The organism is Pantoea sp. GD03673, assembly GCF_029844725.1.
Lineage (GTDB): Bacteria > Pseudomonadota > Gammaproteobacteria > Enterobacterales > Enterobacteriaceae > Pantoea.
The window spans coordinates 241,564-254,379 of sequence record NZ_JAOCKJ010000003.1 but is presented as its reverse complement, the minus strand read 5'-3'; the positions used below and the strand labels follow the sequence as shown (position 1 = coordinate 254,379).

9 protein-coding genes are annotated in these 12,816 nt (G+C 56.3%); 4 read left to right on the top strand and 5 right to left on the bottom strand.

The window, feature by feature from the left end; translation table 11 throughout:
• Nucleotides 1-5 precede the first annotated feature (5 nt).
• The gene (gene malP, locus N5J69_RS07070) at nucleotides 6-2,408 is read right to left on the bottom strand and encodes a maltodextrin phosphorylase (RefSeq protein ID WP_279769116.1); all 2,403 of its coding nucleotides are present in this window, start codon (nucleotides 2,406-2,408) and stop codon (nucleotides 6-8) included.
• Nucleotides 2,409-2,690: 282 nt separating this feature from the next.
• On the opposite strand from malP, the gene malT reads away from it, so the two are divergent.
• The 4 genes from malT (at nucleotide 2,691) to N5J69_RS07050 (ending at nucleotide 8,014) form a co-directional block, all read left to right on the top strand.
• Entirely contained in the window at nucleotides 2,691-5,393 is a 2,703-nt protein-coding gene (gene malT, locus N5J69_RS07065; protein ID WP_279769114.1) for an HTH-type transcriptional regulator MalT, read from the top strand.
• A gap of 363 nt (nucleotides 5,394-5,756) precedes the next feature.
• Complete coding sequence (locus N5J69_RS07060) at nucleotides 5,757-6,317, top strand: YfiR family protein (RefSeq protein WP_279769112.1); 561 nt, start codon at nucleotides 5,757-5,759, stop codon at nucleotides 6,315-6,317.
• Nucleotide 6,318: 1 nt separating this feature from the next.
• A complete protein-coding gene (locus N5J69_RS07055) occupies nucleotides 6,319-7,527 on the top strand; it encodes a diguanylate cyclase (RefSeq protein WP_279769109.1) in 1,209 nt (402 codons plus the stop codon).
• A 13-nt stretch (nucleotides 7,528-7,540) separates the two neighbouring features.
• Entirely contained in the window at nucleotides 7,541-8,014 is a 474-nt protein-coding gene (locus tag N5J69_RS07050; RefSeq protein ID WP_279769108.1) for an OmpA family protein, read from the top strand.
• Nucleotides 8,015-8,146: 132 nt separating this feature from the next.
• Here N5J69_RS07050 and N5J69_RS07045 read toward each other — a convergent pair whose 3' ends face one another.
• The 4 genes from N5J69_RS07045 to N5J69_RS07030 all read right to left on the bottom strand — a co-directional run bounded on the left by N5J69_RS07045 (nucleotide 8,147) and on the right by N5J69_RS07030 (nucleotide 12,756).
• Nucleotides 8,147-9,157, bottom strand: a complete 1,011-nt coding sequence (locus N5J69_RS07045) for a Gfo/Idh/MocA family oxidoreductase (RefSeq protein WP_279769106.1) — start codon at nucleotides 9,155-9,157, stop codon at nucleotides 8,147-8,149.
• 10 nt (nucleotides 9,158-9,167) lie between these two features.
• Entirely contained in the window at nucleotides 9,168-9,995 is an 828-nt protein-coding gene (locus N5J69_RS07040; RefSeq protein ID WP_279769104.1) for a TIM barrel protein, read from the bottom strand.
• 95 nt (nucleotides 9,996-10,090) lie between these two features.
• Nucleotides 10,091-11,533: a sugar porter family MFS transporter gene (locus N5J69_RS07035; protein ID WP_279769103.1), complete on the bottom strand. Its 1,443-nt coding sequence runs from the start codon at nucleotides 11,531-11,533 to the stop codon at nucleotides 10,091-10,093.
• Between the two features lie 320 nt (nucleotides 11,534-11,853).
• Nucleotides 11,854-12,756, bottom strand: coding sequence for a LysR family transcriptional regulator (locus N5J69_RS07030; protein WP_279769101.1), 903 nt, complete (start codon nucleotides 12,754-12,756; stop codon nucleotides 11,854-11,856).
• Nucleotides 12,757-12,816: the final 60 nt, after the last annotated feature.

Here is a 12,816-nt window from a genome sequence, read left to right as displayed (position 1 = left end):
GTTCCTTAGCGTTTGGCTTGCCAGATGCGCTGCTGGTAATCGCGAATGGCGCGATCGGAGCTGAACATGCCGCAGCGTGCGGTATTGAGGATGGTGGCACGTGTCCAGGCCTCCTGATCGCTCCACAGCGCTTCCACCTGAGCCTGTGCGTCAAGGTAGGGCTGGAAGTCTGCCAGCACCAGATACGGGTCGCCGCCTTCCGGGCCGAGACTCTGCAGCATTGCGTCAAAAGCGTGGCGGTCGCCCTGACTGAAGGTGCCATCTTCCAGCGCCTTCAGGACCTGATTGAGCTGCGGATCTTTTTTACGCCATTGCGCCGGGGCATAACCATCGGCTTTTAACGCCACCACCTGTTCCACGGTATGCCCGAAGATAAAGATGTTTTCGCTACCGACCTGCTCCGCGATCTCAACGTTTGCACCATCGAGTGTGCCGATGGTCAGCGCACCGTTAAGCGCCAGCTTCATGTTACCGGTGCCGGAGGCTTCTTTACCCGCAGTAGAAATCTGCTCGGAGAGGTCGGCAGCGGGGATCAGCCGCTCGGCAACGGAAACGTTATAGTCAGGAATAAACACCACTTTCAGGCGGTCGCCGATGCGCGGATCCTGATTGATCACCTCAGCCACTTTGTTGATGGCATAGATAATATTTTTTGCCAGCGCATAGCCCGGCGCGGCTTTGGCACCAAACAGCACCACACGCGGCGCACGGTTCGCCTGGGGATCGGTGACCAGCGTCTGCCACAGCGCAATAATGTGCAGCAGGCTCAGATGCTGACGTTTGTATTCATGCAGGCGCTTAATCTGCACATCAAACAGCGCGGTGGGATCGATCTCAATGCCGGTCCGGTTTTTGATCCACCCGACCAGCGCCTGTTTATTCTGCTGCTTGATGGCGCGATATTCCGCACGGAAAGCGGCGTCATCCGCACAGGCTTCCAGTCCCTGCAGGGCATCAAGATTGTTCAGCCACGGTGTGTTCAGCGTGCGGGTAATCAGCGCACTCAGCGCCGGGTTGCACTGATTGATCCAGCGGCGCGGCGTAATGCCGTTGGTCACGTTGTGGAATTTCTCCGGCCACAGCTGGTGATACTCCGGGAAGAGATCCTGCACCACCAGTTTTGAATGCAGCGCCGCCACACCGTTGACCGCAAAGCCGCTGGTGACGCAGAGGTTCGCCATCCGCAGCTGGTTATTGTGTACCAGCGCCAGTTTCGCCCATTTCGCCTCATCATCCGGCCAGCGGGCTGTGACTGCGGTCTTCAGCTGCGCGTTCAGCATGTTGATGATCATCATATGGCGCGGCAGCAGGCTGCGCACCAGTCGTACATCCCAGCACTCCAGCGCTTCCGGCATCAGGGTGTGGTTGGTGTAAGCAAAGGTGTGCTGCGTGATCTGCCACGCACGATCCCAGCTCAGCTGATGCTCATCCAGCAGCAGGCGCATCAGTTCCGGGATCGCCAGGGTCGGATGGGTATCATTCAGCTGGATCACTTCATGGTCAGCCAGCGTTTCAATGCTGCGTCCGGCCAGATGGTGGCGACGCAGAATGTCAGCCAGCGCACAGGCGCACTGGAAATATTGCTGCATCAGACGCAGTTTCTTACCGTTCTGGTGGTTGTCGTTGGGGTAGAGCACTTTGGTCAGTTTTTCTGCATCAATGCCCTGTTGCTCTGCGCGCAAAAAGTCACCGTCGTTAAAACGACCCAGGTTAAACGGCTGTGCATGTTTCGCCTGCCACAAACGCAGTGGCTGACTGATGCCGTTCTCAAAGCCCACCACCGGCAAATCCCAGGCTTCACCCACCAGTTCAAACGCCGGTTGCCACTGCGGCTGCCCCTCAACCGTCACCACTTTACCGCCCAGTCCCACGGTAACGTTGAGCGCAGCGTTGTGGTTAAACCACGGATAGCGATCGCGCTGCCAGTCATCCGGGCCTTCAATCTGCGCGCCCTGTTCAAAGCGCTGGCGGAACAGGCCGTACTGATAGTTCAGACCGTAGCCAATGGCAGGCTGACCCACATTCGCCATGGAATCCAGGAAACAGGCCGCCAGACGACCCAGGCCGCCGTTACCCAGCGCCGGATCGGTTTCATTTTCCAGCACGTCAGTGAGGGAAACGTTCCAGGCAGAGAGCACGTCGTTCACCGCGTCATACCAGCCCAGGTTCAGCAGGTTGTTGCCGGTGAGGCGACCGATCAGAAACTCCATCGACAGGTAGTTAACATGGCGCAGTTCTGTCGGGGCCGGGGGCGCCGGGTGTGCGGCCAGCATGTCGGCCAGTGCACCGCTGAGTGCCTGCCACCACTGTGCCGGGGTCATCTCCTGCGCGTCGTGCAGGCCAAAACGCTGCCACTGACGGGTCAGGGCCGCGTTGAACGTTATCGGATTAAAATCGGGCTGTGTCATGGTTGATGTCCTGTAAAAACAGAAAGTGAGTCAATGTCGCGACAGTGTGCCCGGCAGAAAACTAAGGTTCCTCCTCCTGACAGGAATTAGGACAGGAGGATGGGGAGGGTGGAGAGGGTGAGGGTAATCCGAAATCGTGTCAGGAGTGTGATTGCGCCCGCTTTTGTAAAGCTTAATTAATGGGTTTACTTGCATTCATCTGACGAAATGCTGAACCTGTGTAAGGAATAATTACGAAGCGTAAAATAATGATGCGCTCGACAAATGGAGAAACGCGCGCCCATGTTAATACCCGCCAAACTCAGTCGCCCGGTGCGTCTTGAAGGCACCGTGATCCGTGAGAGATTGCTGCAAAAGCTCACCTCTGCTGGCAACTATCGGCTGGTGCTGGTCACCAGTCCGGCGGGCTACGGCAAAACCACGCTGGTGTCACAGTGGGCGGCGGGGAAAAACGATCTGGGCTGGGTTTCTCTGGATGAAGGCGATAATCAGCCAGAACGCTTCGCCGACTACCTGATTGCAGCCCTGCAACAGGCCACACACGGCGGCTGTCCCCGCAGTGAACTGCTGGCGCAGAAGCGGCAATATGTGAATCTCAATGCGCTGTTTTCGCAGCTCTTTATCGAGCTGGTGGAGTGGCAGCAGCCACTGTGGCTCATCGTTGATGATTACCATCTGATCACCAATCCCCTGATTCATGACGCGATGCGCTTTTTCCTGCGCCATCAGCCTGAAAATCTGACCCTGATTCTGTTGTCACGCAACCTGCCGCAGCTCGGTATTGCTAACCTGCGGGTGCGGGAACAGCTGATTGAGCTGGGGAGTCAGCAACTGGCCTTTACCCATCAGGAGGCGCGACAGTTCTTTGACTGCCGTCTGGCGGCCCCGCTGGAAAGTGAAGAGAGCAGCCGCCTCTGTGATGATGTTGCAGGCTGGGCCACGGCGCTGCAGCTGATCGTGCTGTCAGCGCGCCAGGGTGCCAGTTCAGCTCAGCACTCAGCCCGCCGTCTCTCCGGCATTAATGCCAGCCATCTCGCTGACTATCTGGTGGAGGAGGTGCTGGATAATGTTGATCTGCCCACCCGCCATTTCCTGCTGAAAACCGCGCTGCTGCGCTCAATGAATGATGAACTGATCGCCTGCGTGACCCGTGAAGAGAACGGCCAGATGCGGCTGGAAGAGATTGAGCGTCAGGGGCTGTTTCTGCAGCGTATGGACGACTCCGGCTGCTGGTTCAGCTACCATCCGCTGTTTGGCAACTTCCTGCGTCAGCGCTGTCAGTGGGAGCTGGCGGCAGAGCTGCCTGCGCTGCATCGGGCCGCTGCCGAAAGCTGGATGGCGCAGGGCTTTCCGGGTGAGGCGATTCACCACGCGCTCGCTTCCGGCGACGCCACCATGCTGCGGGACGTGCTGCTGAAGCACGCCTGGACGCTGTTTAATCAGAGTGAACTGCCGCTGCTGGAAAACTCCCTGAAAGCCCTGCCGTGGGAGATGATGCTCGAAAACCCGATGCTGGTGCTGCTGCAGGCGTGGCTGATGCAGAGTCAGCATCGCTTCTCTGAAGTTGATAGCCTGCTGGCGCGTTTTGAGCAGGCCAGCCGCTGTGAAATTGATGCAGCGCTGCGTGGTGAGTTTAATGCGTTGCGTGCTCAGGTGGCGATCAACGATGGCAATACCGATGAAGCGGAGCGGCTGGCAAAAGTGGCGCTCGACACCCTTCCGGCCAGCCGTCATTACAGCCGCATTGTGGCAACCTCGGTACATGGCGAAGTCATGCACTGCAAAGGCGAACTGGACGATTCACTCAAGCTGATGCGGCAGACTGAACAGATGGCGCGTCGCGATGAAGTGTGGCACTACGCGCTCTGGAGCCTGATTCAGCAGAGTGAAATTCTGTTTGCACAGGGATTTTTGCAGGCCGCTTATGAGATTCAGAGTCGCGCCTTTGTGCTGGTGGAAGAGCAGCATCTGGCGCAGTTCCCGCTGCATGAGTTTCTGCTGCGCATTCGTGCTCAGCTGTTATGGGCCTGGGGCCGGCTTGACGAGGCCGAGCAGGCGGCGCGGGAAGGCATCAAAGTGCTGAACGGTTTCCAGCCGCAGCAGCAGATTCAGTGTCTGGGGCTGCTGGTGCAGTGCTCACTGGTTCGCGGTAATCTGGATAACGCCCGCAGCTATCTGAACCGGCTGGAAAACCTGCTGAACAACGGCAACTGGCACAGCGACTGGATCGCCAATGCCGACAAAGTCCGGGTTATCTACTGGCAGATGACGGGCGAAAGCCAGAACGCCCGCGACTGGATGCGGCTGACCCCGAAACCCGCCTTCGCTAATAACCATTTTCTGCAGGGACAGTGGCGTAATATCGCCCGTGCCCAAATCCTGCTGGGTGATGTCAGTCAGGCGGAAGTGGTGCTGGAGGAGCTGAATGAGAACGCCCGTGCCCTGCGCCTGATGACCGATTTAAACCGTAATCTGCTGCTGCTGAATCAGATCTACTGGCAGACCGGTCGCAAAGCCGAGGCGCAGCACGCCCTGATCGACGCGCTGAAACTCGCCCGCAGCACCGGCTTTATCAGCCATTTTGTCATTGAAGGCGAAATGATGGCGCAGCAGCTGCGGCAGTTGATACAGCTCAACACCCTGAATGAGCTGGACAGCCACCGCGCCCGCCGCATCCTGCTGGAGATCAACAAATATCACCGTCACAAGTTCGCCCATTTCGATGAAGGTTTTGTCAGCCGGTTACTCAACCACCCAGACGTGCCAGAGCTGATCCGCACCAGCCCGCTGACGCAGCGTGAATGGCAGGTGCTGGGGTTGATCTATTCAGGTTACAGCAACGATCAGATTGCCGGTGAGCTGGCGGTGGCGTCTACCACCATCAAAACGCATATCCGCAATCTTTATCAGAAGCTGGGCGTCTCTCATCGCAGCGAAGCGATGACGCAGGTGCAGTCGCTGCTGAAAATGATGGGCTACGTCTGAGGGCGTTGCGGGGGGCCTCGTGATGTGCCGGATATCGCTGGCGCGGTGAATGATCGGCATCGCCGCTTTTCTGCAGCTTTATCCGGCGCTGGCCATAATGTCCGGGCTTTAAAACAGAACGCTGTTGAAAGACGGATGTTATTCCGTCCCGGAAAATGTCATTAAATAAGGTGATGTTTCACGGCCCCCTCTCTTTTATATCCCGTTGCGGCCAACGATTATTCCGGGAATAAGCCGGTCTGGAAGTATAAACAGAAGTATCTATAGCTAAGAAAATTCTGTGTGCAAGGGCAGTCCTGGCTATGTTAATCTTTCCGCGATTATTCAGTTCTCCCGCCGTGCGTAGTATTACTGGAACGCAGTATGACCGATAAATATCACATTCATCATGACGTCGATGTGCTGCTTCTGCTGCGCCGCCTCTGCCAGATCGTCTCTGCGCTACTTATTTTTTTCCTGCTGAATGCGCATATTGCCTGGGCCGGGATAAAGGATGACAAAGCGAATCGTATTGTCAGCGGCATCATCAGTTTCACCCACTGGAAAGCGTTAAAAAAACCGCCTGAATTATGTGTTTTTTCTTCAGCACAACATCTCTCTTTACCCGTAAACAGCGCCTCTCCGGCAGCGACGTTCACCGTTGTTTATCTTGCGGATGCAGGCGATCTTGCAAGGCATGAATGTGACGCCCTTTATTTCGGCGATCTGACGCCGCAGCAGCAGGTAAAGCTTATTGAGCAGCTTAAGGGAAGAGCAGTTCTTACGCTTGCTGAGAAAAATGCGGAATGCACCCTGGGTGCCGCTTTTTGCCTGATTTTTCAACCGGACCATACGCACTTTTCCGTGAACCTCGATTCACTGGCCCGAAGCGGTGTCAGGGTGAGCCCGGACGTGCTTTTGCTCTCCCGAGAGGGAAGCGAATAAGATGAAATTCGACGAATTAAGGCACGATAAATCCTCAATCCGCAATAAACTGCGGAAAATTAGCACCATTAACTCTGCGGTGATATTACTGCTGTGCTGGCTGTTACTCTCATCGACGTCGCTCATTTTTATTAAAAATTATGAGAAATGTAATCTTGATTTGATTGGCTCGACGTTAAGCAGCACGCTCACTGCATCAACTGTTTTTGCCGACAGCTACGATGCGCGTAATAAAATTGAGCGATTTGGCAATGAGGGTATGTATGCTTCAGCGAAACTGGTTACCCGGGATCATATTGTTCTGGCTCAGTGGACTGCGCAGCAGGAACAGACGGGCTGGTTTTCACGGTTGCTGCGTGAGTGGATTTATCTCAAACCGCTTAACGTCGATATTATTCATGCCGACGCGGTTGTCGGCACCCTGACGCTGGAAGGCACCGTAACCGGTGCAGTGAGTTTCATTCAGTACTCCTTCATGATTCTCTCGATCGGGATGCTCTGCGTGCTGATTATCTCGCTGATGCTGAGTGAATTCCTGCATCGCGGAATCATTGCGACGCTTCGCACCATTACCAGTTCGATTCACTATGTGATTCACTCCGGTGATTTCTCCCTGCGTATTCCGGGTGGGCCAATCCGGGAATTTCAGCTGTTTTCGGATGACCTCAACTCCCTGCTGATGGAAATGCAATCCCTGAAGGCTTCGCTGATTCGCGATAATCGTTCGCTGGCAGCACAGGCGCTGACAGACCCGCTGACCGGCCTTGCCAACCGCAGTGCCTTTTCCGCGCGCCTGACACAACTCCTCGATCAGCCCCACGATCACGAACGTTTTGCGCTGCTGTTTCTGGATGGCGATAGCTTTAAGCGCATCAATGATAACTGGGGTCATGCCGCCGGGGATGAGGTACTCAAAGCGATAGGATCACGTCTTTTATCCCTGACGTCTGAACAGGATTTAGTGGCGCGATTAGGTGGGGATGAGTTTGCCATGCTGGTCAGCAGCCGCACGAGTGAGGCGGCATTACAGCAGTTCATGCAGCGCATTCATGACGCCATCAGGGAACAGATTCTTATTACAGAAGGCCTGCCGATTACGACCTCAGTGACTATCGGCTACGCCTGGTCACAACAGGGTGATACGGCTGAGGCGATTCTCGAACGTGCCGATAAGAATATGTACAGGAATAAGCGAACAATCAGGGCGTAAATAAGGCGTAAATATGAAGAAAAACATTTTCCTGCTGCTGCTCTCTCTGACGCTGGTCGGTTGTCAGTCGAAAGGGCGATTCAGCGAGGCGCAAATTGCCGCAATGAAGAATGCCGGCTTCACGCAGAACATGGAAGGCTGGGGATTAGGCCTGTCCGATAAGATCCTGTTTGGTGTCAATGAATCAGAACTGACGGCCGCCAGTAAACATAACATTCAGGGGATGGCGAAAAATCTGGCGGCGACCGGTATCCGGCATGTCCGCATCGACGGGCACACCGATAATTACGGCAAACCCGATTATAACCAGCAGCTGTCGTTAAAAAGGGCCAATGCGGTCGCGGCACAGTGGGCAGAAGGGGCGATGATACCGCGTGAAAATATTGTCACGCGTGGACTGGGCATGAGCGCACCGGTTACCAGCAATAACAGTGCGCAGGGACGGGCGCAGAACCGGCGCGTGGCGATTGTTATCACCGCGCCGTAATCCTGCCGCGCATACCCCTCTGGCCGTGCTTTATCATTGCGGGCTGGCGGATTATTCAGAGCAGGAAGCGAGGCTGAAAAAGGACTCCAGGACACGCCCCTGCACGGTGGCATCCACCGTGCAGGGCTGGGTTCAGCGGTAAAACGCGGGTCGGGCTGGCAGGGTCACCGGCACGATTTCACCGGTCGTTTGCGCCGTGACGCACGCATCGGCGGCGACCGCAGCAGCGTAACCATCCCAGGCCGAAGGACCGGTCATTTCACCGCTGATGACATTATTGATAAAGGCCTGCAACTCCACGTCATAAGCATCAATAAAGCGTTTTTTCCAGTCAGTCAGAATCGTTGTCGAGAGCTTTGCTGCACTGCGCAGTTGAACAGAAACCGGCTCCGGCAGGCGGGCAATGCCGCTTTCACCCACCACTTCACACTGAATGTCGTACCCATATTCACAGTTCACGAAAATTTCGACATCAATGCGTGCGCCTTTGGTGGTCTCCAGCAGGACGATTTGCGGATCGCGCAGGTGGGACGACGCCTTGCGGGTTTTACGCGGGAAGATCACCTGAACGCTGGCATAGTCGTCATTCAGCAGCCAGCGCAGCACATCCAGTTCGTGGATCAGCGTATCGGTAATCGCCATATCAGTGGTGTAGCTGTCGCCCACTTCCGGGTTGCGGTGCGCACAGTGCAGCATCAGCGGCTCACCAATCTCGCCGCTGTCGATCACCGCTTTAAGGGCACGATAGCCACTGTCATAGGGGCGCATAAAGCCCACCTGCACCCGCTGACGTCCCGCTTTAATCTCCGCTTCCACAATATTCAGACAGCCCTGTGCGGTTACTGCCAGCGGTTTTTCGCAGAACACCGCTTTGCCCGCCTCAATGCAGGCCAGCACAAAGGCTTCATGGGTCGGACCCCAGGAGGTGACCAGCACCGCGTTGACCTGCGGATCGTTAATCAGATCCAGCGCGTTGTCATAAATGCGCGCTTCCGGTGTCAGTTCATTAACAATCTGCTGGCAGTTGTCGCGATTGATGTCGTTCAGCGCCACGACGCGGGCATTCTGTAACACCGTACTGCACCGGCGGATATGTTCGCGGCCAATTGCGCCAGTGCCGATAACACCAATATTAATCGTCATGATGCTCTCCTTACGCTGAGTGGTTCAACAGCAGAATGCTGTTACGAATTTCGCGGAGGATGTCCGCTTCCTGCCAGCTGTTCATCACAGATGAGAACGGCTCAAAGGCGTACAGGCCGGTATAGCCCATCTTCTCCAGTCGCAGGACCTGCTGCCTGCTGCCCAGCCTGTCGTCTGTGCTGAGCATGATGCGCTCTTCATCGGTCAGCGCACTCACCGGGCGCGGGTCGGTGACGCCGGAGAGGTGAACCAGACCGATTTGCCGGATGTCAATTGCCTGTTCAAACGTCTGCTCCGCCTCCCCGAACAGATGATGGTGGAAGGTATCAATCAGCAATCGGAACGGCACGCCTGCTTCATGGATCAGCGCCTGCGCCTGGGTCGCTGAGCGCAGGGAGCTTTGCGGAAAGCCCAGCGGCTCAACCAGCCCCTGAATACCGGCTTCGGCAAACAGCGGGGCCAGGGTTTGCAGCGCCTGGACGGTCCCGGCGGCGCTGACAGGCGTGCCGTCATTGAGCGGACAGAGCACCAGCGATTCGGCACCGATTGCCTGCGCATCGCTTAGCAGCTGGCGGGCGCGTTGCAGCACCTCTTCATTCAGCTGGTTAAACGGGTAGAGTGCATTGATGGTGACAATCCGGATGCCTGACTCACGCGCCAGCGCTTTCACCTCGTCGCCTGAGAGATCGTCGGTGACGCGTCCGCTGGGCATGTCATTGCGTAATTCAACATTGTGAATACCAAGCTGACTGACCAGTTTAAAAAACTGCGGGATGCTCAGGCCGGGCGCTATTTTACGATTCACGCAAAAGCGTGCGTTGGGAATATTCAGGCTCATAACAGTTTCCTTGAATTAAGGGTGCGGTGTTAAGCAATCGGGTCGTCTGGATCATGACGCGGGCCGTTACGGATTAAATACACAGAGAACAGGGACTATTTATTGCCGTTATAGAGCGCATAGAAATAGTGCTCGACCTGCTCAAGACTTCTTCCCCGGGTCTCGGGAATAAACTTCACAACAAACAGAGAGCCGCCGATACCAATCAGGGCAAATATAAAAAAGGCGCCGGCCAGACCAAAGGCGGCTAATAACAGCGGGAAGGCCATGGAGATGGCAAAATTAGCGATCCACAGCGAAAACACCGCGCCGCCCATACAGATGCCGCGCATGCGGGCAGGAAAGATTTCCGACAGCAGCAGCCAGGTGACCGGTGACAGCGCGCCCTGCTGGAAGCAGAGAAACAGCAGCATCCCCGTCAGCACCAGATACGCCCGGACCAGGTTGACCGTGCCGTCAAGGTATTCCGGCATCAGCCAGCAGATCAGCCCGATAAAGAAGAGACAGCAGGTGCAGCCGATCTGCCCGATTAAAACCAGCGGGCGACGGCCTGTTTTGCCAATCAGCCAGATGCCCGCCAGCGTCATCACCACCGAAATCACTCCGTTGGCGATAGTGGCAAACAGCGCGGCGTCGTTACTTAGCCCGGCGGCGGTGAGCATGGTGGGCGCGTAATACATGATGGTATTGACGCCGGTCAGCTGCTGAATGGCGGCGATACCCACGCCCAGCAGGAAAATCTTCATCAGCCAGGGGGTAGCGAGATCGCGCAGACGGCCTTTACCGCGCTGGCGGTTCTCTTCGATGGTCTCTTCAATCTCTGCCAGTTCCCACTCAACATCTTCAGCGGCACGGGTTTTTTCCAGCACTTCACGGGCAGCCTGACTGCGGCCTTTCATCACATGCCAGCGCGGCGTTTCAGGCATAAATATCATGCCGACCCAGAGCATCACGGCGGGAACAATGGACAGCGCCAGCATCCAGCGCCAGGTGTTTTCGCCGCCCCAGATATCGTTGAAGGTTGCGTTTGAGATGTACGCCAGCAGCTGACCACTGACGATCATCAGCTCCTGCAGGGTAACCAGCTGCCCGCGTTTATTGGCAGGCGCAATCTCGGCAATGTAGACCGGCACGGTAGCGGCAGCCCCGCCCACGGCAAAGCCTAAAAACAGGCGTGAGACGATCATCCAGGTCACGTCAGGCGCTAAAGCTGAGCCGACAGCCCCCAGGGCGAAAATCAGTGCCAGGGCAATGATAATGCGGCGTCTGCCCAGGCTATCTGCCAGATGACCGGCGGCCAGTGCGCCGAAAGCGGCACCAAACAGTAAAGAGCTGGTGACCAGTCCGGTGGTAAACGGGGTGAGATGCAAATCGCCGCGCATAAACAGCAATGCCCCTGAGACCACACCGGTGTCATAACCAAACAGCAATCCCCCCAGGGTGGCAACCAGCGCAATAATCTTCACAAAAGGCTCGGTGCGGGTGGCGCTATTTGGACCGGATGCCGGGTTCGACGAGATATAGAGTTCTTTTTCCATGAATACTCCTGGTAATAACGGCAAAGACAAAACGTCAGAACATGAAGAAGCCATCACCCTACTGATATTTTTATTTCGGGTTAAATTATATTTGAAACTTAGTTTTCATTATGTGAGCTCAAGCCTTCCGGCCTTTTTATTTTGATGGGATTCCATCAATGCTGAAATAAAGCCTTAAGATGTAAGCGGGTAAGGGGTGTGAATATAAAATGGCGGGCCTTTCAGGCTGGGCATAACAGGCAGGAATGAGCAGCATCAAACAATAAAGCAACGGGTCAGGATGAAATATCCCAACCGTCGTATTAAGAAATAAGCAGAGGTCAGCGAATGGCGAGGGCGTTCAGCGCCGATAACAGCGCGTCCACTTTTGGCAGAAACTGTTTGCGGCGAGGCCAGACCACGCTCAGCGTCAGTCCGTCCGGCTGCAACTGCGGCATAATAATGTCCAGCTCACCGGCTGCTACGGCACGCTGAATCAGCCACGACGGCATCTGCGCCACCCCCAGCCCGGCAATCACCGCCTGAAGTTGTGCATCAACGTCCCCCAGCGCCAGCCGGTGTGGCACTTCCCGCCAGTGGGGCTGACCATCTTCGGTGGTAAACAGCCAGGGTTTGGTTGTGCCATCCACGCGCTCATAAAGAATGGCAGGGTGGTCAAGCAGCGCTGACTCACTGTCAGGACGTCCCTCACGCGCCAGATAAGCGGGAGAGGCACAGAACTGCATCTTCTCGCGGCCCATGTTACGCCAGCCCAGCGAAGCGGGCAGATCGGGCGCACCGCCGATCCGCACCGCCACATCGACGCCCTCCTCAAACAGGTCAACAAAGCGATCGGACAGGCTCAGGCTCAGTGCCAGCTCCGGGTGCTGCTGGCAAAAGGGCATCAGCAGCGGCATGACATTGAGGCGGCCATAGGTGGTGGGCACCGCCAGCCGCAGCCGACCCGAGGGAATGGTGCGCTGGGCTGCCAGCACCGCTTCAGCTTCGGCCAGATCCTCCAGCACGCGCAGACAGGTCTGATAATAAGCGCTGCCCGCATCGGTCAGACTCAGGCTCCGGGTGGTGCGTTCCAGCAGTCGCGAGCCCAGTCGCGTCTCCAGGCGGCTGACGCTCTTACTGACCGCCGAGCCGGTCACGTGCAGACGTTCAGCCGCGGCGGTAAAACTGCCACACTCCACGCTGGCGACAAACGGCAGGATATCTTTGAGGCGATGATCGTGCATTGATTAGTGAACTCAGGTTGAGAATGCTGTGAATAAATGCCAGAGATAAGAACTGAATTC

Coding starts and splice junctions, on each gene's coding strand:
- malP (WP_279769116.1), bottom strand. CDS start 2,408: ATGACACAGCCCGATTTTAATCCGATAACGTTCAACGCGGCCCTGACC.
- malT (WP_279769114.1), top strand. CDS start 2,691: ATGTTAATACCCGCCAAACTCAGTCGCCCGGTGCGTCTTGAAGGCACC.
- N5J69_RS07060 (WP_279769112.1), top strand. CDS start 5,757: ATGACCGATAAATATCACATTCATCATGACGTCGATGTGCTGCTTCTG.
- N5J69_RS07055 (WP_279769109.1), top strand. CDS start 6,319: ATGAAATTCGACGAATTAAGGCACGATAAATCCTCAATCCGCAATAAA.
- N5J69_RS07050 (WP_279769108.1), top strand. CDS start 7,541: ATGAAGAAAAACATTTTCCTGCTGCTGCTCTCTCTGACGCTGGTCGGT.
- N5J69_RS07045 (WP_279769106.1), bottom strand. CDS start 9,157: ATGACGATTAATATTGGTGTTATCGGCACTGGCGCAATTGGCCGCGAA.
- N5J69_RS07040 (WP_279769104.1), bottom strand. CDS start 9,995: ATGAGCCTGAATATTCCCAACGCACGCTTTTGCGTGAATCGTAAAATA.
- N5J69_RS07035 (WP_279769103.1), bottom strand. CDS start 11,533: ATGGAAAAAGAACTCTATATCTCGTCGAACCCGGCATCCGGTCCAAAT.
- N5J69_RS07030 (WP_279769101.1), bottom strand. CDS start 12,756: ATGCACGATCATCGCCTCAAAGATATCCTGCCGTTTGTCGCCAGCGTG.